Consider the following 20,123-nt stretch of genomic DNA (forward strand, 5'->3'; position numbering starts at 1 on the left):
CGCCGGATGCTTCCAGGTGACTGCACCGGACGGCAATCGGCCTGAGGTGCAGCACGAGCACGCCGGGCGAGTTGGCCCGCGGGGGCGATTCCAAGCGCCACCATGGGACATCGCTGCTACCCCGGCCGCGAACATCCGCTCATCGGCACGTCCGGATGTATGCACCCGGGCGTTCACCTTCGTGGCCGGTATCGGGCCGGCCCTGACCTTCGTTCGCGCCCGGTCATGAGCGACCGCGCGCGGACCGCCGCGTGATGCAGTCCGGGGCAAGGCCACCTTGCCTCTCGCTCCGGCTCAGGCCCACGGCGGCGGCTGATTGCAGGACAAACGAGAAGTCCCTGTGAGTTCTGCGGTTCAGCGCAATGCCGATCTTGACGCGGCGAGCGATCTCCCCGCGGCTGATGCCCAGCCCCCTGGGTGATGAGCCGGTCGGGGCGAAGGGGCACGGGGTCGTCGAAGAGGACCGAAACCTGGACGGGCCAAGGGCTTTCGGGATGGGACGGGGCCAGCAGTTCCCAGATTGAGTCGAACCGGTTGCGCCGGGCGATCAACGGGTCGAGAAGGACGCGGGCGAGCAGGGAAGAGGAGTTGCCGGAGTAGCCCTCCAGCAGGATCGGATCCAGGTACCGGGCCGGGACGCGATCGTGAACGGTGATTTTGCTGGTGCGGTCGCAGGAGACGCAGGGGACCAGGAGCCAGATGTCGAGGAGTTTGCCGTTGGCATTGGCGCGGAACTTCCCGTCGCCGGTGCGGGCGAGGCCGTAATGGCGGTGGACGCAGCGGAACGTGAGCAGGGGAAGGAGCGTGCGCCGAACGGTCTGGGACAGCACGATATGAGGACGCGTAGACATGATCTCTCTTAAGACCTGACGGAAGGCATGGGAAAAGAGCCGACGGCGACGTCGGCGACCGATGCACGGGGAAGGTGTCAGGTCTAAAGAGCAGGCGGCGTCACGCGGGGTGAAGTCCTCTTGTGAGTGGGTCGGAGAAGAAGATCCAGTTAGAAGGTATGGCGGGACGGGCTGGCAAGGCCACGCATTTTTGTCCTGGTGCCGAACACTGAGGGGCGAAGTCGGCGCGAAGTCCTTCGGGTTGTCCGACAGCCGTGCGGCGGTGATCAGGGCCTCGAACTGCAGATGACCCAGCCCGAGGGTAGGTGATTCGGGTGGCACCACCGGTCGCCGGACGTAGTCGGCTGGCGAGTGCGGCAGGAGGCCGTCGATGATCAGACACGGTAGAAGCCGACCACCGACAGGCGGCGGGAGACAGTCGAGGGTTGGTAGCGGCGCACCTCCTGCAGCCAGCGCACGTACCGCTCGATGTCCGCACGTCCGGCCAACAGCGCATCCAGGTCCTGATTGGTACACCAGCTCAGGAAAATCCGAAGATCGGACTCGGTGTCCAGCCGCGAGGAACCCCGGTAGCGACCGAGGTAGGCGGACCTTGCCGTAGGCAGAACGACACGATCGGGAGAGACGACACCGGGACCGGAAGCAGAAGAGGTAGTAGTCATACCTCACGGGGCGTCACGGCCACTAATCGGTGCCAGCACCCTCCAGGCGGCAGATGAGGGCATCCGCCGACGACACGTCGGGTCAGGCGGTGGTCCACCAGCCGAGTGGGTGGCCGTCCTCGTCGTAGACGTTTCCGTACTCCCAGGGACAGTCCTGTTCGGCGGTCCAGCTGTTCACGGCGTCCTCGACTGCGGCGAAACCTGCAGCGACCGGCACGGTGACCACGATGAACCGTCCGTCCGCAGGCATCTCGACTAGCCCGTCGAGATGCGTGAACGCGGTGGTGAGCGCAGCGATGCTGTCGCCAGACGGCGGCGTGGGTGGATACAGCACGAGGCACAGGTTGCCGCCACGCCGCAGCACTTCGAAACTGCCATCGTGCCTGACGCGGATGCGGTCGCCAGCTGCGCATCCGTGGGTCAGCCCAGGGCTGGCAAGGACCTCGTAGACCCCTTGCTCCACCATCGCTGCCGGGATCAGCTCGTAGCAAGGCTGGCCGGATGAGGCCGTGCCGGCGAGCAGCCGGACATGCGGATGACACTGATCGACAACATCCTCCTGCACAAGCGGCATTGTCCATGAGCCGACGCCCGCGCCACCGACGAAGGTCGAAGGCACGGTCATCGGCATGACTGCGCACCGAGCGGCGAGAACGAACGCGCGGTTCGCGGCTATGAGCGGGCGCTACAGGGTGCCGGGTAGGATCGACCGCATTGCGTCGAAGACGATGAGCCGATCACCTAGGTCAGGCAGCCGACGCTGCTCGAAAGGGCTATCCGTAGCCAGCCTCGGCCCGGTGAATCTGCAGCGCGCAGGCGGCCCACTACGCTCCTCGAGAGCGCGCGTCCGCTCGTTGTATGCGGCAGATCAGGACGTCGGCGGTGGTCGGCGGTGACGACAAGGCCCAATGTCGGGTCGGCACATGTACGGCTGGGATGATCGTGGACATGTGGTTGGAGTCGCGGTGACGGCTGCGTCGGATCGTGGAGTGGTGCCGGTACACGGTTCGTTGGCGGTCTATCCCGGTACGTTCGATCCGTTCACCCTGGGGCACCGCGACCTGGTGGCCCGTGCCCGGGTGATGTTCGACCGGATCATCGTGTTGCTGGCAGTGAACGCCGACAAGCGACCAACCGCCGAGGCCACGGCCAGGGCCGTACGCGTGCGCGACGCCATGCCGGCAGCCTGGGGCAATGTCGAGGTGGACACCTGGACCGGCCTGACCACCGCCTACTGCCTGAACCGCGGCGCCACCGTCATCGTCCGCGGCCTACGTACGGCCGCGGACCTTCGCCACGAGTACCAGCTCGCTGCGATGAACGAGCAACTCGGCATTCAGACCGTCTGGTTGCCGTCGCGTCCGCAGCTGGCCGCCACTTCGTCCACGGTCGCACGCGCATACCGCTCGGCACAGTCGGCCCGCCCGTCGCTGAACGCTGAAGAGTGACCCCCAGCGGTACCGGAACGGTGGCAACGCCTCTCGGTGTGATGCACTCTTCTCGGCACGACCGCGCGGTCAGCGGCAGATGAGCGCGCTGCGCCGACCTCGGCGGGCACGCCCTAGTCGCAGCCTACCGAGGTCAATCGGCGGTGATTTGGTGGTCCCGCTACCGTGACCGCATGCAACAGCCGCCGCCGAGCGCTTGCGAAGACGGGTGCACCATGGATGACATAGTTCGGTCGACGTTCTCCAGCACCATGGCCTTCATGCCCGAAGAGCTCAGACGGATGCCCCTCAGCCGCTGGAACGAGTCGGTCTTTCGCTACTTCTTCTGTCGGCAGCTCTCAGACGCCTACCCGGACGTCAATCAGTTCGTGGAGTGCGACCGAATCGACCTGGTGTTGCACAGCGCAGAGGAGAAGGCTTTCGTCGAATTCAAGTTCTACTTGCACCCGCGGAGGTTTGATCCCTATACAGGCGACTGGTCGGGATTCAAAGGCGGTCCGGGCCTCAGGAACCTGGAGGAGTTTCGAAGGTGTGTTGATCACCTTCACGGCCGAAAACCGATGCACGGACTGTCCAAGTACATCATCCTCGTCTACGCCGATCCGGCTGGCGGGAGCAGTCCCGGGAACAGGTACTCGGTCCACTACGACGACTATCTCCATGTGGACGAAAAGATCACCCTTGATCTCCTGGCGTCTGGAGGGCCCGTCGAGTCAGATGAGGGCCGCGTCCAGGCCAGGCTCTTCGCCGTCCGTTGATTGCGCGACGGGGCGCAGCTCGTACGCTGGCCCGGGCGACCACCGTAGCGGCGTCAACCGACGCGGCGAGCGTCGGCGCCAGCGGCGGGGCACCGAGCGAGCTGGGCAACCGGCCCCGGCCGGGAGCGGCGCTCACCCTCCACGCCAGACGCGTCTCGGGCGGCGACGAATGCCGGTGTACATGGGGGCGGTGTTGGCAGCAACTCCGAGCTGGCATGATCACATGCACGCTCATCGGCACGTTGGGAAGCCCTCCGCCCAGCAATGATCGAATGCGCTGACATCGGCTAGAACCGGGCGATCAACAGCGTCCGCGGCGTAACGCTCCGTAGCACGCTCTCCGCGCGCTGCCGGCGGCATGATGAGAGGACGTCGCGTCGGCGACGGCCGCAGTTCAATCACAGCATTGATCTCGCTCAAGGTCTCCGCCGTCGTCTGATCCCGCCGCGACCCAGCAGACATTCCCGGCGACTACCAGCAATGAGTTCGAGTCTGAATTGGTGAAGCGCTTAACGGTCGGCGTCCGCCGGCGGGCGCAGTGTGGTCAGGAGGCTGTCGAGCTGACCCCAAGCCCGCGCGCTGGCGATCGGATCGATGTAATCGCGGGACTCGACGATGAGCCCATCGCGGATACGCATGACGAAGACGCAGGGGACGGTGAATTCCTCTCCTGTCTCGCCGACCTGCCCTTGGTAGGCGAACTCGGCGACAATTACCTCCGGATCCGCGGTTTCGTGGATGGTGATGTCGATCGGCTTCCGGTTCAGCGTTCGGGCGACCGGGGGCGGGGCGGTGAAGTGCTCATGCAGTTCGCTACGGCTGCGCAGCGGCGGCGGGTTGAGCGGGTGGAACGGATGCGTGACGTGGGTCTGTTCGGCATACAGGCCGGCTAAGTCCTCGTACGGACCTTCGCAGACGCCGTTTACCAGCCGGAGAAACACTTCACGTGGGCTACGGGGGCCGTCATCACCGTCTCGACCAGGTCGGGAGTCCATAGAACGCACCTTACCGATCTCCGCCTCGATGTAGCTGCCCTGAAAGCAGTCTCGCCCGCATGGTCAAGTGCACTGACATCGGCAGATCCGGTCGTCTCGGACGCGCTGCCAGCGGCACGAGCGGGCGCGCGGTCAGCGGCAGAAGAGCGCACTTGACCTTGGTCTGGTACGGGTGTGGCATCGTTGTGGGATGCTCGAAATCTGCGAACCTGGTGGCGAGCAAGACGTCCGTTGGGTCGTGGCCCGGCTACGTGCCGCCGGCGAGCTGACGTTGGATGACATGCCCTGGGGTCGATTCAGCCACGCCTACGGGCCGGCTGACGACGTGCCTGCGATGCTGCAGGCGCTGTCCGATCCGGATGCCGGTCGGGCCGAGTCGGGCCTGAAGAAGCTATGGAGTAGGGCCCGTCATCAGGGCAACAGCGACACCACGTTAGCGTTGGCTGTACCGTTCCTGCTCCGTATCGCCGCCGAACCTGCTGTGCATAATCGCCATCGGCTGCTGAGGTTGGCGGCCGAAGCCGGGCATCGCAACCACTTCGGGACTGACCTGCGTACGGATCTGTTCCAGGTGTCCGACGACCCGGACGAGCTGATGATCGACGGGGACGGGCGTCCGGTTGTGTGGACACAGCAGGCAGCACGGGAGGCGGTGACGACCGATGCGTCGCTGCTGATCTGGTTGCTAGACGACCCGGATGTGCTGGTGCGGGCGAACACGGCGTACGCGCTCGCTGGGGCGCTTTCGCCGCCGCCCAAGGTGCAGGCGGCGCTGCAGGCTCGGCTCGCCACGGAGACGTACCCAACCGTACGGATCAGTCTGGTGTTGGCGATCGCGCAGCTGGCGGCGCTACACGGTGATCCCGACGTGGTGAGGTTGACCCGTGAGTTGTGGGCCGGCGAGGGCCACGCGCCCGATGTGCGGTTCGCCGCGGCGCTGAGCTGGCTGTGTGCAACGGCAGAGCCAGTGCCGGACCGGATGCTTGACCTGTTCGTCGAGGTCGTGGGGCCTGAGCTGGCGGAATGGATGAAGGATGTACCGTGGCCCGACCGCATCGCCGAGCGTGGGTTGGTCGCGTGGCTGGTCGCTTTCCTAGGTGAGGCGCCGACAGCGCAGGCGTGGCTGACCACGCGGCTGGCCGGGTCAGGGGTCTGAAGCCAACGGCAGCGGTCCGGGCCACCCTGCACGACAGTTCACGGCGTCCTCATCTCGGCAGAGTCGGATGTTGCCTGGACGTAACCGGACGCGCGACTCGCGGCATAGAAAGTGGATGCTTGGTCTTGGCGATGTTGCCTCCGATCTTTGGCCTTCGCCGGAAGGAACCATGTTCAGGCTGGTGACGCTGCCGTCGCTGCCGCTGACGGCGGCATCAAGCTCGATTCCGTCGCCTCCGACGCCATCGGCTGATCCCCGTTCACTCGCCGTGCGCCGGTTGATGCGCGCTGCCTTCGGACTGGCCGGGTCGTGGTTAGGTTGTCGGACCCGAGCGCTAGCATCGCCGCGATCACCGAAGGGGTGGGAGGGCGCCATGGCCCAAGACAACGTCACAACCTTTGTCGACAAGGACCTGCGGGGTGCGCGGTTCAACAGGTCGACGCTGGCTGGCGCGGTGATGCGCGGCGTCGACGTGCGCGGGCTGGATATCGACGCGCCGTGGCTGGCCGACGGCGCACTCCTGGTCAATGGTGTCGACGTCGTGCCGCTCGTCGAGGCTGAGCTCAACCGGCGGTTCCCTGGGCGCGAACTGAAGCAGGCCAAGGACCCGGGCGGCCTGCGCACTGCGTGGGCGGCGCTCGAACGGGCCTGGGCAGCCGTAGTCGACCGGGTCCTATCCATGCCCGAGGGCGCCGTCGACGTCTCGATCGACGGCGAGTGGTCGTTCGCGCGGACGCTGCGCCACCTTGCGTTCGCCACCGACGCATGGCTCGGCAAGGCGATCCTGCGCCTGCCACAGCCCTTCCACCCGGTCGGCCAGCCGCACGCTGAGTACGAGACGGATGGCTTCGACATGTCGATCTTTGCCACGGAGAAGCCGACTTTCGCTGTGGTACTTCAGGTGCGTGCCGAGCGGCAGGCCATGGTCCGGGACTTCCTCGCGACCGTCACGCCGGACTTGCTTGCCGAGCCTCGGCCGAGCGCATGGTCACCCGAACACAACGAGTCGGTCCTGCACTGCCTTCACGTGATCTTCGACGAAGAGTGGGAGCACCTCCGCTTCGCACTGCGTGACCTCGACGCGCAGGACTCAAGGCCCACTGCCCTCGTCGCGCGACACGGCAGCGCTGCCTCGCCCGACCATTAGAAGCGTGCGTCGTTATCGCCCATGTGCTGCGAGGTGGTCATGAAGTCGACTCACCGCTCCCCACAGGTAGTAGGCGGGGAGTCCTCGCTGTAGCCCGGACCGATAGATCCCGACTCCCGCGCCTGGCAGCACATCACCGAGGTGCCGAGCCTGGACGGCCTGGGCCTTGCGGAACAGCTCCCCGACGGCGAAGGCACTGCCGTTGTCTGCGGCAACTCGAACCCCCGCCTTGGTACCTCCGCCGGGTCCGAACGGCAACAAGTAAACCCCGGACGCACTCAGCTCTGCCGTAGCGTCGGTGACCCGACCGGCATCGCCCGAGGACCACGTCATTGCCACGTCCTGGACCGCGGCGAACGGCAGGTCAGGCCGGTGCACCGTCAGCTCGTCGGCTGTCAAGGGCGCCGTTCGCAGATGTGTCGCCTTCTCTATCACCGTGGACACAGCGGTGACGTAGTAGCTGATGCGCTGGCGCTTGATCGCTGCGAGGTCTGCCAGTCCCCATGCCTTGAGGTGTGGCCACCAGGCGTCGTACATGACGACATCGCTGTCGCGAAAAAGCACCCGGTTCGGTCTGTCGTCGTGCGGGAATCGGAACACGGCCCCCGGCTCGATGTCGGCTGCCTCCACGAGCGCAGCGTAGCCGCTTTGGATCTGAATCCCTGTCGCCAGCCTGCTCGCGATGCACTGTTCTCGGCAGAGGCGCGAGCGACCCGCAGGCTTCGAAGATCCGCAGCCCGAGCAGGCCCAAGAGCGCGACCAGGGCGAAGTCGTTCGGGTTGCTCGACAGCCGGGCGGTAGTAATCAGCGCCTCGAACTGCAGGTGCCCCAGCCCGAGGGTCGGCGACTCGGCCGGCACCGTGGGCCGGCGGACGTAGTCGGCCGGCGAGTGTTCCAGGATGGCGTCGATGACGCAGACCCGACAGAACCCGACCACCAACGACAGGCGCCGCGAGACCGTCGAGGCCTGGTACCGACGCACGTCCTGCAGCCAGCGCACGTACCGCTCGATGTCCACCCGCGCGGCAGCCAGCGGGTCGAGAACCTGGTCGTTACACCAGCGTAGGAAGACCCGCAGGTCGGAGTCGGTATGGACGCGAGTCTGCCCACGGTAGCGGCCCAGGAAGGCGGACACCGCGGCACGCAAAACGAGCTGATCGGTCGGTACGACACTGGAAGCGGAAGCAGGAAAGGCAGCCATACATCACCGTGCGTCACCAACGGCGATGAACGCCAGCCCACCCGGAGCGGCATGACAGTGCATGTGACCTTGGGGCAGCAGTGCCGGGTAGCGCCGCGCCCGGCGGACCGCACGGCACCGCCGCTTCTGGCAGGATCCGTCGGATGCGCAGACTGATGGTGCTCCTTCTCGTGATGGCTGTTGCCGGCTGCGGCGACGGTGACGCGACCGAGACGGGAGCCACCGAACAGTTCACCCAGGGCGGCGTCAGTATGGAGCCGACGGTCAGGGCCGGCCAGGTTGTCACCGCACGGACAGTAACCGGCATGTATGAGGCACGGCGCGGCGATGTCGTCCTGATCCGTTCCCCCGGCGGTCTCTGGGGTGACCGTAAGGCGCCGTTGCTCAAACGCGTCGTCGCGGTCGGCGGCGAAACCATCGCCTGCTGCGATACCTCGGGCAAGGTGACGGTCGACGGTAAGCCGCTGGCCGAGCCGTATGTGGCTGAGAACGCGTCGCTCGACGAGCCGCCGAACCCGAACTACTGCGGGCCGCGCCGGTTCGCCGCGGTTACCGTGCCGGCCGACTCCGTCTTCGTCATGGGCGATAGCCGCGCCCGGTCGAACGACTCCCGGTGTGCCGGGCCGGTGCCGGTGTCGTCGGTCTTCGCCGTAATGGTCGACTGACCAGGGCGCACCTGACACTTGCCACGGACGTACCGAGGTGGCCGACGCTAAGCGCGCGGACGGCGGCAGATCCGGACGTCTGCGCGGCCCCTTTGGCTGAAGCGAGCTTGTCCTATCCCTGTGCTCTAATCCCGTCATGCATGTCGTCGTCACAGGCGCACTCGTTGAAAACGGCGCGGTCCTGCTAGTACACCGCAGCCCGACCCGCCGGGCATACCCAGATCTCTGGGATCTGCCCGGGGGGCATGTCGAAGCGGGTGAGTCGGAACTACAAGCCCTCGCGCGTGAGATGCGCGAGGAGCTCGGTGTTCACATTGTGGCGGAGTCCGCTTCACGGTTGGGCGACTGGCATGCCGGCAGTGGTGAGGACGCCGTTCACGTGGGCGTCTGGCAAATTGGAGACTGGGTTGGCTCTCCCACCAACCGTGCACCCGACGAGCATGACGACATCGCATGGGTCGGGATCAGCGAGCTGGGCGGCCTTCCCCTGTTGTTCGGCGACTTGGCGGCATTGCTTGGTTCTCTGCCTGAGCCTGACCGGCTGCCTCGTCGCGACGAAGCACGGACAGCCGCATCGCCGAGCGGTCCGGAGACCCATCGCTGCTCATCGGCATGACAGGGCACCCTCGCAGCTCCACTGAGGCAAACGACGAAGCTCATCGCGTACCCGACAGGGAAGGTGGCCGGGTCCGTGCGGACCCGGCCACCTCTGGTACGCCGGGGCTCAGCTCGCGGTGCAGGTCACCGCGGGCGCGGAGTTGCTGCCGTTCCAGCTGGCGATGAAGCCGAAGCTGGTGCTGGCGCCGGCGCCGAGCCGGCCGTTGTAGTCGACGTTGCCGGCGGTGTACGCCGCACCGGAGCTGCTCAGCGCGGCGTTCCAGGACTGGCTGACCGTCTGGCCCCCGGTGAAGGTCCACCTCGTCGTCCAGCCGGTGATGGCGGCCGAACCGGCGGTCACCCTGACCTCACCCTGGAAGCCGCCCTGCCACTCGTTGACGATGGTGTAGCTGGCCGTGCAGCCGCCGGGCGGGGGCGGCGGCGTGGGCGGGGTGGGGGTGGTCGGCGTCGGCGCGGTGCCGGAGTAGACCGAGGCCTCCCTGGCGGTGGCCTTGATGCCGTTGGCGCCGTTGAAGATCCGCTGGCCCCAGCTGGTCAGCTGGGCCGGGTCGAAGTTGGTCGCCATGTCGAGGTACTCGACGCCGCCGCCGTTGCCGCTCCACGACCAGCCGAGCCAGCCGATCCGGTTGGCCTGGCTGTAGGAGAGGATGGTGTCCTCGTCCGGGTTGCCGTCGGAGTGGTTGAAGCCGAACTCCCCGACCACGATGGGCAGCCCGGCGCTGCGGAACCGACCGAGGTAGTCGGTGATCTCGGCGGCGGTGTCGAAGACGCCGTACATGTGGATCGAGAAGACCGTGTTCTTCGCCGGGTCGGCGTTGAACACCGTGGCGGCGTTGTCGCGCATGGTGAAGGACCAGTCCTGGCCCCAGTTCGGGGCGTCCACCATGACGGTGTGCGTGAGGCCCCCGGCGCGCAGCCGCTTGATCGCGTTGGCGCTGTCGGTGGCCCAGGTCGCGTAGCCCTGGTTGCCGTACGGCTCGTTGCCGATGTTGACGATGACGTACTTCGCCTGGCCGTTGAGCGCGCTCGCGATGCTCAGCCAGTAGTCGACCGCCCGGTCGAGGGTGATCGCGCCGCTCTGCTCGCCGTAGCCGGTGGTGTCGTGCACCTCCAGCACGCAGATCAGCCGGTTGGCCTTGCAGAGCGAGATGACGTTGCTGACGTCCGCGGCGCTGTTCTTGGCCCAGCGGTCGCCGGTGGCCAGCACCACCCGGACGGTGTTCGCGCCGAGCGCCTTCACGTTGGCGAAGGAGCTGGTCTGCTGCGGGTACCAGGTGTGGGCGTGGTTGACGCCGCGCATGACGAACTGGGTGCCGTTGGCGTCGTAGAGCCGGCCGTTGGCGACCGAGAACCCGGCGGCGGCGTGGGCCGGCTGGACGAACGCGAAGACGGCGGCGAGGACGGTGAGCAGGGCGGCGCCGGCGACGGAGAGTCGCTTTCTCATGGCTTTCCTCAGGAAGTGTCGACCCCGTTGCCCTGGCGGGGTTGCGGTGGTTGGTGACGGTCGTGGCGGCTGTAGCCCGGCAGCCGCCGCTCGACTCCCTGGTCGTGCGCAGGGATCAGCGTAGGACGATGCGATCGGGAAGGCAACCGGTTAAGTGAGCGGCCCGGTCCGGCGGGACGGCCTGTGGCGGCCCACGCCGACCGCGAGCCGCCACAGGGGCGGTCATCCCCACCACAAGGATGGGACGCCACCGGCTCTGAACCGGTTAAGCCCGGACCCTAGGCCCCGCCTCGCGCTCCCGTCAAGGGTGGCCGCCGGGGAGCCGCCGCACCGACGTCGGGGGATCACCGCCACGGGTGACGGCCGCGCCGGAACGGGACGGGTGGGGTTGACCGGCACCGGGCGGGGTATCCCCGTGACGATCGTGGGGCGGAAGGAGAAACCAGGATGGTCACCGTCGGCTACACCCTGATGTGCGAACAGGCCGGCCCGAAGCAACTGGTCGACTACGCGGTACGGGCGGAGGCGGCCGGCTTCGACCAGCTGGTGATCTCCGACCACTACTACCCGTGGCTGGACTCCCAGGGCCACTCCCCGTACGCCTGGTCGGTGCTCGGCGCGGTCGCGCACGCCACCAGCCGCGCCGAGCTGATGTCCTTCGTGACCTGCCCGATCCTGCGCTACCACCCGGCCGTCGTGGCGCAGAAGGCCAGCACCGTCGGCGCGCTCTCCGACGGCCGCTTCACCCTCGGCCTCGGCGCCGGCGAGAACCTCAACGAACACGTGGTCGGCGGCTGGCCGCACGTGCAGCAGCGGCACGAGATGTTCGAGGAGGCGTTGCAGATCATCCGGCCGCTGCTCAACGGCGAGACGCTGACCTTCTCCGGCAACCACTTCGACGTCCCCGAGGCGTACCTGTGGGACCGGCCGGACCAGCCCGTCGGAATGGCCGTCGCGGCCTCCGGGCCGTCGTCCGCCGCGCTCGCCGCCGAGTACGCCGACGGCATCGTCGCCACCGAACCCGACCGCCGGATCATCCAGCTCTACGACGACGCGGGCGGCGCCGGCCAGCCCCGCTACGGCCAGGTGGCCATCTGCTACGGCCCGGACGAGGCCGAGTGCCGCAAGCTCGTGCACGACCAGTTCCGCTGGTTCGGCATGGGCTGGAAGGTCAACGCCGACCTGCCCGGACCGGAGTCGTTCGCCGCCGCCACCCAGTACGTCCGCGAGGAGGACGTCGCCGAGGGCATCCCCTGCGGCCCCGACGTCGACCGGCACGTAGAGGCGTTCAAGCAGTTCGTCGACGCGGGCTTCACCCACGTGGCGATCGTGCAGGTGGGCGGCGAGGCCCAGCCGATGTTCCTGGACTGGGCGCAGGAGGAACTGCTCCCCCGGCTGCGCGAACTGTGAGGCTCGGGCCGACCGCACCCGGACGCTTCGGGACGTCCGAGCTGCGGCTCGCCCTGGCCGCACCCCGCCCGGCCGCCGGCCTCACCAGCGAGTGGCGGCTGGTGGACGGGCTGCGGACGCACACCCGTCGCTCCCGGAACCCGGGCAGCGACGCGCCGCCGGTGGTGCTGGTGCACGGGCTCGCGGTGTCCCACCGCTACCTCACCCCCCTGGCCGTCGCGCTCTCGGCCACCCATCCGGTGTACGTGCCGGACCTGCCCGGCTTCGGGCTGACCGAGCGCCCCGGGCGGGCGTACGACGTCGGCCGGCACGCCGCGTTCCTGGCGGGCTGGCTGGCCGCGTACCGGCTGCCGCCGGTCTGCCTGCTGGGGCACTCGTTCGGCGCGGAGGTCGTCGCCGCGCTGGCGGCCCACCGCCCCCGGGCGGTCCGCGCGCTGGTGCTGGCCGGCCCGACCAGCGACCCGGCCGCCCGGTCCCGCCGGGGCCAGGTCGGCCGCTGGCTGCTGGCTGCTGGACACCGTGGCGGAAGCGCCGCTGCAGGCACCCGTCCTGCTCCGCGACGTGTGGGACGCCCGCCCCTGGCGGGTCGCCGCCACCGTGTCGCACTCCGTCCACAACCGGGTGGAGGAGGACCTGGTCCGGGTCGCCGCGCCGACCCTGGTGCTGACCGGCGCCCGGGACACCGTGGTGCCGCCGGCCTGGCGCGCCCAGGTGACCCGGCTGGTCCCCCACGCCCGGGCGGCGACCGTGCCCGGCGCCGCGCACAACGTGGTCACCACCGCACCCCGGCAGGTGGCCGACGCGATCCGTGCCCTGCTCGCCCCCGACGCTGACAAGGTGGACCCATGCGCATCGGAAACACGGAGATCCGACCCCTCGGCGGCGGCCTCGGCTGCCTGCTGATGATCCTGTTCTCGATCCTCGCCTCGGTCGTGCTGACGGTGCTGCTCAACGTGATCCTCTGAGCCCGGCCCGCCGCCGCCCTTCAGGTCAGAGCGGGCGCCAGGTCCTCGGATCGGTGGAGTCGGCGACCAGGCGGACGGCGGCGGCCAGGCGCAGGGCCCCGGAGCGGCCACCCAACGCCGTGAGGGCGGCCGGGGACTCGGAGCCGACCTCGACGACGCAGTCGCGGCAGCCGGGCACCTGCGCGACCCGGTAGGCGCCCAGGCCCTTCGGCCCGTCCACCGCGGCGGCGACCCGGCCGTCCACCCGGGTCTCGGAGCCGCCCAGGTCGCTGCCGTCCCCGTCGTACATGCCGTTGCTCGCGCCGATCGTGAGGTCCCCACGGTTCCCCTCGTCCCCGGTCGGGCCGGACACGAGGTAGTTCGCGGTGGCGTTCAGCCACCTGCCCTCCCAGGTGCGCAGCTCGACGCCGATGAGCGTCGCACGGGGCGGGACGTCGACCGGCCGGAACGGCACGGTGACGCGCTCGTCCTGCCAGGTCAGCCCGGCCACGACCTGACGCGCGACCTCCTCCGGCCGCTTTAGGCTCCGGACCGTGACGGAGACCCAGCCGTCCGGGGCGTACTGCCACGACAGCAGCGCCTGCTCCGGGTCCATGTGCAGGTAGGCCGGATGGCCGTCCACCGGCGCGACCGGCGTACCGGGAGCCTCCGGCGAGGGCACCTGACCGGTGCGCCCGGAGCCGCGCTGCGGCGAGAAGATGTCGACTCCCCGCGCACCCGTCCGGACCGTGACCGATCCGGCGATGCCCATCATCGGTCCCGGCTCCACCGGGCCGCCCTGCACCAGCGGGTCGGGCACGTTCGCCTCCGCGGACTGGATCGCGGCGCCGGTGCGGCTCACCTGGTGGATGGCGCCCGGCGGCACCCAGCCGAGCCGGAACGACCGCCGGGTCGGGTCGAACTGCGCGGGCGCCACCGTCGGCGCCTCGCCCTGGGTGGTGACGGCGCCGACCGGGGCGGCGGTGGAGCGGTCCGGGGTCGCGGTGGGACGGCTCGGGGTGGCGGTCGCAACGCGCCGATCGGGCGTCGGGGCGCCTCCGTCGCCGGGAGCGCCGGGCGCGCCCGGCCCGCCCAGCACGGCGCCCGACCCGAGCAGCACGACGGCGGCCACCGCCGCGACGGCGGCCACGGCGAGCCGCCGTCGGCGTCGCACCACCCGCTCCCCCGCGACCAGCAGCGAATGCGTCGGCACCCCACCGGCCGGCAGGTCGTCCGCCGCCCGGGTCAGCAGCGACCGGACCACCGCCTCGTCGTCCCGGTTCACCGGTTCACCTCCGTCCCGTCGCCCAGCGGCAGCCGCCTGCGCAGCGCGGCCAGCCCCCGCGCCGTCTGGCTCTTCACGTTCCCGGTCGAACAGCCGAGCACCTCGGCGGTCTGCTCCACGCTCAGGTCGGCGTAGAAGCGCAGCACCAGCACCACCCGCTGGCCGGGCGGCACCGCCGCCAGCGCTGCCCGCACCGCCACCGCGTCCACGACGGACTCGTCCGGGCCGGACGAGCCACCACGGGACTCGGGCTCGGGTGCCCGCTCGAAGAGCTGCACGCCGAACCACCGGGAGCGGCGCTCCTGCCGGAACGCGTTGACCAGCATCCGGTGCACGTACGCGCCGACGTCGTCGGCGCCCCGCGCCCGGCCCCACTTCACGTAGAGGCGGGTCAGGGTCTGCTGCACCACGTCGTCGGCCCGGTGCGTGTCACCGGTCAGCAGGTACGCCGTCCGGCGCAGCCTCGGTGTCGCCGCCTCGACGAACTCGACGTACTCCTGCCGTTGCGTGGCGTGCATCGACCACTCCCCGTTCCCGGACACCGGCGTCCTCACCGTACGGATGGGCACGGGGCCCGCAACGGTTGCACGGCTCACGGAAGCCGCCAGGCGGACTCGTCGCCGGGGCGGTCGACCAGCCGCACGGCGGCGGCGAGGGCGAGGGCGCCCTCCGGCCCACCGAGCGCGGCGAGCCCCCGGATGGTGAGTGCCACGACCTCGCCGGCGCACTCCTCGCCCAGCCCACCCACCCGGTACGCCCCGAGGCCGCCCGGCGCCGCGTCCACCGCTCGTCCGGCGGCCGTCGTGCCGGCCCGCACCACGCCGACGGTCAGGTCCTCGTGCGGCCCCGCCGCGCCGATGACCCGGTACCCGCACCGCGCCCGGTGCCACCGGCCGTCGCGCCAGTCGACCACCGTCGCCTCCCAGCGCGCGCCGTCGGCCGGGGCCACAGCGAGGAAGGGCACCCGGACGGGCTCCTCCGTCCACACCCGCCCGTCGGCGATCCGCCGCAGCGTCGCCGCCGGGACGGGCAGATTGGTGCCCAGGACGGTCACCGCCGCGCCGGGCCGGTGCTGCCAGGTCAGCGAGGTGTGCCCCTGATCCGGGTCGGCGTACAGCTGGGCCGCGCGGCCCTGCACGGACACGTCCGGGCCGCGCCGCCAACCGCGGTGGCTGGCGGACGCGTCCACGGCGGACCCCACCCGCACCGACAGCACCCGACTGCCGGCCATCGGGCCGGTCGCCGGGCCCTCCCAGGCGATCAGGGACCGCTCCCCCCGGTGGCTGGCGCACGTCCGGTGGGTCATCCCGTCGGGCAGCCAGTCCGTCCGGAAGAGCGGCCGTACCAGGTCGAGGTCGGTCCTGCCGTGCATCGGTCGCTCCCCCGCGTCGTCAGCGCTGTCACCCAGGTGATGGCCGTGACGGTGTGAAGGGTTGCATCCGGGGGTTCAGCGGCGCAGCCCCGGCGGCCGGCGCCTGCCGGGTGGCGGCCCGGACGACGTCGATCGACACGACCTGCGGCGTGTCGCGGTGACCAGCGGCGAGGATGCCGCGACCCGCCGCAACCGATGCCGATCAACCGCCGCGCACGCCCGGCGGCCAGCGGGTCAGGCCGGGCGCAGGTCCAGCTCGGCGACGACCGGGTAGTGGTCGGAGGCCCGGTCGGCCTCCCCGCCACGGACCACCCGCACCTCGCGGGTCAGCGCGGCGACCGGCGCGGTGCCGAGCAGGTAGTCCAGTCGCATGCCGGCGAACTCCGCCCCGCCGTGCCGGGTCGGCACGGTGTGGCCGTCCGCCTCGGGCGCGCCGGCGGCGCGGGCCGGCCAGAGGTCGACCAGGCCGGCGTCGAGCAGCCGGGTAACGGCCCGGGTGTCCACGGTGCGGCCGTCGCGGCGCAGGTGCCGGCGGCGGTAGTGCAGCGGCAGGCCCGCCAGCCGGTCGGCGTGCTCCGCCGTGGGCTCCAGCGTGTTCAGGTCGCCGGCGAGCAGCGCCAGCCGACCGCCGGTACGTCGCACGGCGGCCGCCAGCCAGTCCGCCTCCATCCGTCGCCGGCCCCCCGAGTACGGGTTGAGGTGGGTGCTGAACATCGTCAACGGCCCCTGCCCGGTGTCCACCCGTACCCAGGCGGCGGCGTGGTGGAACGGCCGGCGTACCCGGCCGGCGGCCAGCACCCGCAGCGGCGGGCGGACCAGCACGGCCACCGGCTGCCCGAAGCAGGAGGGGGCCAGGTGCGGACGCATCCCCAGCCGGCCCGCCACGTCGTCGAGCAGCCCACCCCGGTCGAAGCCCCGCAGCTCCTGCAGGGCCAGCACGTCCGGCCGCTGCGCGGTGACCACCCCGACCACGAGGTCCCGCCGGTCGGGCCCGGTGCGGTCCCGACCGCCGGTCCTGATGTTCCAGGTCATCACGCGCAGCATGGCCGGCGTCGTCACTGCGGCCGGGCGGCCTTGGCCAGCTCGTCGTCGAGCTCGCCGACCTGCTCCGACTCGATCGCCGGCCGGTTGCCCTCGTAGACGTCGGCGTTGGGGCGGACCACCCAGTAGAGCAGCCCGATCCAGAGCGCGCTGAGCAGGATCGCGCCCATGAAGTCCGTCGGGTGGTGCATGCCCCGGTACATCCGGGAGACGGCCACCCCGACCGGCATGATCACGGCCAGGGCCACGAACAGCCAGCGCCACCAGCGGTCGGTACGCGGCAGGACGATCAGCGTGATCGCCACCCAGACGCAGATCGTCGCCGCGATGTGGCCGGAGGGGAAGGAGGAGGTCGGCATGGGGCCGTCGAGGTTCTCCACCGGCGGGCGCGGCCGGTCCACCGCCGCGGCGGAGGCGAGGAAGAGGCTCAACTCGCCGAACATGGTCAGCGCCACGAAGAGCACCGGCCGCCAGCGCCGCCACACCGCCAGCACGAGCGGGCAGAAGACCAGCGAGATGAGCAGGATGGCGTGGGTGTCGCCGGCCTTGCTCCACCAGTGGCTGACCGCGTCCCGGCCTGGGGTGCGGTGCTCGGCGAACCACCTCGGCACCTCCGTGTCCAGGGTGGCGAAGAAGGTCCCGCCGGCGTGGTAGCTGACGAACATCCCGAAGCCGTAGAGCGCGCCGAGCACCAGCACCCAGCCGACCAGCAGCTCGAAGGCGGCGGCCCGGGGGTGCGGCAGCAGATGCGCCTCGTCGGGTGCGGGGGCGACCTCGTGCGCGGCCTCCGGCTCCAGCCCCTCGGTCAGCGCCGGCACCCGGCGGCCGCGCTCCAGCCGCCACAGCCGGAAGGCGTAGGCGGTGACGCCGAGCCAGGCGGCACCGAGCAGCCAGGCCCCGAGCACGTCGGAGACGAAGTGCACGCCGAGCGCGATCCGGGTCAGCCCGATGAGGAAGACGAGCAGGGCGACCAGGGCGATCGCCGGCTTGCGCCAGCGGGGCGACAGGGCCGGCAGGAACACCAGCAGCAGCGCCCCGTACGCGACGAAGGAGCCCAACGCGTGGCCGCTGGGGAAGCTGTCCCCGGCGTAGCTGCCGATCGGCACCTCCACCTCGGGGCGCAACCGGTCGACCAGGGTCTTGAGCGCCGGGTCGAGGATCAGCGCGCCGAGCCCGGTCACGATCAGGAACACCGCGAGCCGGCCCTGTCGGCGGATCAGCAGCCCGAGCACGGCGACCGAGACCAGCCAGATGATCACCGCCCGGCCGCCGAGGTCGGTGAGGGCGTTGAGCACGGTCACCAGCGGCCCGTGCGGCGCGACCAGATCGTTGAGCCAGGCCGCCACGCCGTGGTCGACGTCGTAGAGCGGGGTCCAGCGGACCCGAACCAGCACCAGCAGCAGCCCGAACCCGACGCCGGTCCCGAGCACGAGTGCCAGGCCGGCGAGCGTCCGCTCGGTGAAATGACCCAGGGGTCGTCGTAACACGTCGATGACCGCGCTCACGGCAGCCTCCCTCTCGCTCCTGGCGGAGCGCTGTACCCGATCGGGGCTCCGCGTACACCGGGGGTGTCGGAACGGGGGTCTACAGCGAGGTGTCGTGCAGCTCCTCACGCTCGGCCTCGGGCTCCCAGAGGTCCGGCTGGGCCGGCTCCTGCACCCCGATCCGCATCGCCTCCAGCTGGGCGGCGAAGGCCAGCCCGCCGAAGAGCGCCATGCCGGTGAGGTTGGCCCAGAGCAGCAGGGCCATCATGCCGGTCAGCGCGCCGTAGGTCTGACCGAACCCGTCGCTGAACGTGACGTACCCGGCGAGCAGCAGGCTGGCCAGCCACCAGAGCGCGGTGGCGATGCCGGCGCCGAAGAAGAGCCAGGACAGGCCGGGCTGGTTGCGGCGGGGCGAGTGCCGGAAGAGCACCGCCACGGCGAGCACGGTCAGCCCGAGGCTCAGCGGCCAGCGGATCACGTCCCAGAAGCCGTGGGCGAACGCGCCCCACTCGTAGTGCCGCTGCACGGAGTCGCCGATCGCCCCGCCGCCGACCAGGATCAGGAAGCCGGCCAGCGCCGGCCCGCCGGCGGTCACCGCGAGGACGGCGGCCCGGACGTACTTGGCCAGGGCCGGGCGGTCCCGCTCCACGCCGTAGATCCGGTTGGCGCCGCGTTCGATCTGGGCCATCGTGGTGGTCAGCGCCACCAGCCCGGTGAACAGACCGAGGGTCAGGGCCAGCTCGCCGGCCCGCTCGGTGCGCTCGCCGTCGCCGAGCAGCTCGCGGACCACCGACTCGCTCTGCCCGGGGGTGAGGGCCAGCACGGTGTCGGCGACCACCTGGCCGCCCTCCTCCACGCCGAGTTCGCTGATCAGACCGGTCAACGCGATCATGAACGGCACCACGGCGAGGCAGAGCTGGAGGGCGAACGCCCGGGAGTGGCTGAAGCCGTCGCCGTAGCGGAACCGGATGAAGGCGTCGCGCAGCAGGCACCAGCCGCCCTGCCGGCGCAGGGTGCGCCAGGCGTCGTCGGCGGAGAGGTCGTCCTCCGCCATCAGCCGGGTTTCGGGGACGAGCTTGGTGCTACTCACGGCGCGCCTCCTCGATCAGCCGCTCGCCCCGCTCCGCCGCCGCCTCGGCGTCCATCGTCAGGTCGGGGTGGCGCTCGGGGCGCGGCACGCAGAGCCAGAGCGACTGCGGCTTGATCTCGGCGGCCAGCGAGCGGCCGGGCTCGATCAGGTCGCCGTCGAGCTCCCGGGGCTGGGCCCGGTTGCTGGTGATCTGCACCCGGCGGGCCCGGAAGACCTCCATCCGGGGCACGCTGCCGCGCCGGCGCACCAGGGCCCAGCCCATGGCCAGCCAGTGGCCGAGCGTACGGGGGGTGAGCACGGCCACGTCGAGCCAGCCGTCGTCGGGCTCGGCGTCGGTGAGCAGGCGCACCCCGCCCTGGAGCCGGCCGACGTTGGCGACCAGCACGGAGCGGGCCCGGCGGCGCAGCGGCGGCCGGTCGTCGATGCGGATCGAGACGCGCATCGGCCGGTCCCGCAGGTGCTTCGCGGCACCCATCACGTACGCGGGCCAGCCGATGCGCGCCTTGGTCGTCTCGGAGGTGTCCCGGAGCATCTGGGCGTCGAAGCCCATCC

At 70.5% G+C, this 20,123-nt stretch carries 20 protein-coding genes and 1 pseudogene; 9 read left to right on the forward strand and 12 right to left on the reverse strand.

Annotation, left to right across the window (positions count from 1 at the left end; all coding sequences use genetic code 11):
• Positions 1–173 precede the first annotated feature (173 nt).
• Complete coding sequence (locus KBX37_RS18635; RefSeq protein ID WP_210777219.1) at positions 174–830, reverse strand: DUF1062 domain-containing protein; 657 nt, start codon at positions 828–830, stop codon at positions 174–176.
• A 765-nt stretch (positions 831–1,595) separates the two neighbouring features.
• A complete protein-coding gene (locus tag KBX37_RS18640) occupies positions 1,596–2,144 on the reverse strand; it encodes a DUF4265 domain-containing protein (RefSeq protein WP_210777220.1) in 549 nt (182 codons plus the stop codon).
• 361 nt (positions 2,145–2,505) lie between these two features.
• On the opposite strand from KBX37_RS18640, the gene coaD reads away from it, so the two are divergent.
• A complete protein-coding gene (coaD, locus tag KBX37_RS18645; protein WP_307849117.1) occupies positions 2,506–2,961 on the forward strand; it encodes a pantetheine-phosphate adenylyltransferase in 456 nt (151 codons plus the stop codon).
• Between the two features lie 173 nt (positions 2,962–3,134).
• Positions 3,135–3,719, forward strand: coding sequence for a hypothetical protein (locus KBX37_RS18650; protein ID WP_210777222.1), 585 nt, complete (start codon positions 3,135–3,137; stop codon positions 3,717–3,719).
• A gap of 509 nt (positions 3,720–4,228) precedes the next feature.
• On the opposite strand, the gene KBX37_RS18655 is transcribed toward KBX37_RS18650, so the two are convergent.
• Positions 4,229–4,660: a nuclear transport factor 2 family protein gene (locus KBX37_RS18655; RefSeq protein ID WP_307849118.1), complete on the reverse strand. Its 432-nt coding sequence runs from the start codon at positions 4,658–4,660 to the stop codon at positions 4,229–4,231.
• Positions 4,661–4,904: 244 nt separating this feature from the next.
• Here KBX37_RS18655 and KBX37_RS18660 point away from each other — a divergent pair, with 244 nt between their 5' ends.
• Complete coding sequence (locus KBX37_RS18660) at positions 4,905–5,870, forward strand: HEAT repeat domain-containing protein (RefSeq protein ID WP_210777224.1); 966 nt, start codon at positions 4,905–4,907, stop codon at positions 5,868–5,870.
• 373 nt (positions 5,871–6,243) lie between these two features.
• Positions 6,244–7,017 (forward strand): DinB family protein, encoded by a 774-nt coding sequence (locus KBX37_RS18665; protein ID WP_210777225.1) that lies wholly within the window; start codon positions 6,244–6,246, stop codon positions 7,015–7,017.
• A gap of 12 nt (positions 7,018–7,029) precedes the next feature.
• Here KBX37_RS18665 and KBX37_RS34590 read toward each other — a convergent pair whose 3' ends face one another.
• Positions 7,030–7,647: a hypothetical protein gene (locus KBX37_RS34590; RefSeq protein ID WP_247658400.1), complete on the reverse strand. Its 618-nt coding sequence runs from the start codon at positions 7,645–7,647 to the stop codon at positions 7,030–7,032.
• 714 nt (positions 7,648–8,361) lie between these two features.
• On the opposite strand from KBX37_RS34590, the gene lepB reads away from it, so the two are divergent.
• Both lepB and KBX37_RS18680 read left to right on the forward strand, forming a co-directional pair.
• A complete protein-coding gene (gene lepB, locus KBX37_RS18675; RefSeq protein WP_210777227.1) occupies positions 8,362–8,883 on the forward strand; it encodes a signal peptidase I in 522 nt (173 codons plus the stop codon).
• Between the two features lie 136 nt (positions 8,884–9,019).
• Complete coding sequence (locus KBX37_RS18680) at positions 9,020–9,499, forward strand: NUDIX domain-containing protein (protein ID WP_210777228.1); 480 nt, start codon at positions 9,020–9,022, stop codon at positions 9,497–9,499.
• A 108-nt stretch (positions 9,500–9,607) separates the two neighbouring features.
• Here the strand turns inward: KBX37_RS18680 and KBX37_RS18685 are convergent, their stop codons facing one another.
• Positions 9,608–10,945, reverse strand: a complete 1,338-nt coding sequence (locus KBX37_RS18685) for a cellulase family glycosylhydrolase (protein ID WP_210777229.1) — start codon at positions 10,943–10,945, stop codon at positions 9,608–9,610.
• Positions 10,946–11,392: 447 nt separating this feature from the next.
• On the opposite strand from KBX37_RS18685, the gene KBX37_RS18690 reads away from it, so the two are divergent.
• The 3 genes and pseudogenes from KBX37_RS18690 to KBX37_RS36015 all read left to right on the forward strand — a co-directional run bounded on the left by KBX37_RS18690 (position 11,393) and on the right by KBX37_RS36015 (position 13,258).
• Positions 11,393–12,355 (forward strand): TIGR03557 family F420-dependent LLM class oxidoreductase, encoded by a 963-nt coding sequence (locus KBX37_RS18690; RefSeq protein WP_210777230.1) that lies wholly within the window; start codon positions 11,393–11,395, stop codon positions 12,353–12,355.
• A 185-nt stretch (positions 12,356–12,540) separates the two neighbouring features.
• Positions 12,541–12,939, forward strand: a pseudogene (locus KBX37_RS36010) (alpha/beta fold hydrolase); the annotation flags it as partial.
• 76 nt (positions 12,940–13,015) lie between these two features.
• The gene (locus tag KBX37_RS36015; protein WP_374103790.1) at positions 13,016–13,258 is read left to right on the forward strand and encodes an alpha/beta fold hydrolase; all 243 of its coding nucleotides are present in this window, start codon (positions 13,016–13,018) and stop codon (positions 13,256–13,258) included.
• Positions 13,259–13,345: 87 nt separating this feature from the next.
• Here KBX37_RS36015 and KBX37_RS18700 read toward each other — a convergent pair whose 3' ends face one another.
• The 7 genes from KBX37_RS18700 to KBX37_RS18730 form a co-directional block, all read right to left on the reverse strand.
• Positions 13,346–14,584 carry a hypothetical protein gene (locus KBX37_RS18700; protein ID WP_210777231.1) on the reverse strand — a complete coding sequence of 413 codons (1,239 nt, stop codon included), beginning with the start codon at positions 14,582–14,584 and terminating at the stop codon, positions 13,346–13,348.
• Positions 14,581–15,102 carry a SigE family RNA polymerase sigma factor gene (locus KBX37_RS18705; RefSeq protein ID WP_154942969.1) on the reverse strand — a complete coding sequence of 174 codons (522 nt, stop codon included), beginning with the start codon at positions 15,100–15,102 and terminating at the stop codon, positions 14,581–14,583. The genes KBX37_RS18700 and KBX37_RS18705 overlap by 4 nt, the downstream gene beginning before the upstream one ends.
• Before the next feature lie 74 nt (positions 15,103–15,176).
• The gene (locus KBX37_RS18710; RefSeq protein ID WP_210777232.1) at positions 15,177–15,956 is read right to left on the reverse strand and encodes a hypothetical protein; all 780 of its coding nucleotides are present in this window, start codon (positions 15,954–15,956) and stop codon (positions 15,177–15,179) included.
• 234 nt (positions 15,957–16,190) lie between these two features.
• Complete coding sequence (locus KBX37_RS18715; RefSeq protein ID WP_210777233.1) at positions 16,191–17,000, reverse strand: endonuclease/exonuclease/phosphatase family protein; 810 nt, start codon at positions 16,998–17,000, stop codon at positions 16,191–16,193.
• Between the two features lie 11 nt (positions 17,001–17,011).
• Entirely contained in the window at positions 17,012–18,502 is a 1,491-nt protein-coding gene (locus KBX37_RS18720) for a phosphatase PAP2 family protein (protein WP_210777234.1), read from the reverse strand.
• Between the two features lie 79 nt (positions 18,503–18,581).
• On the reverse strand, positions 18,582–19,571 hold the full coding sequence (locus KBX37_RS18725) for a YihY/virulence factor BrkB family protein (RefSeq protein WP_210777235.1): 990 nt from the start codon (positions 19,569–19,571) through the stop codon (positions 18,582–18,584).
• Positions 19,564–20,123: diacylglycerol kinase family protein (locus KBX37_RS18730; protein WP_374103792.1), on the reverse strand; the 560-nt coding region annotated here is incomplete at its 5' end. The genes KBX37_RS18725 and KBX37_RS18730, both read right to left, overlap by 8 nt.

It is taken from the genome of Micromonospora sp. U56, assembly GCF_018070095.1.
In the GTDB taxonomy this organism is placed as follows: domain Bacteria; phylum Actinomycetota; class Actinomycetes; order Mycobacteriales; family Micromonosporaceae; genus Micromonospora; species Micromonospora purpureochromogenes.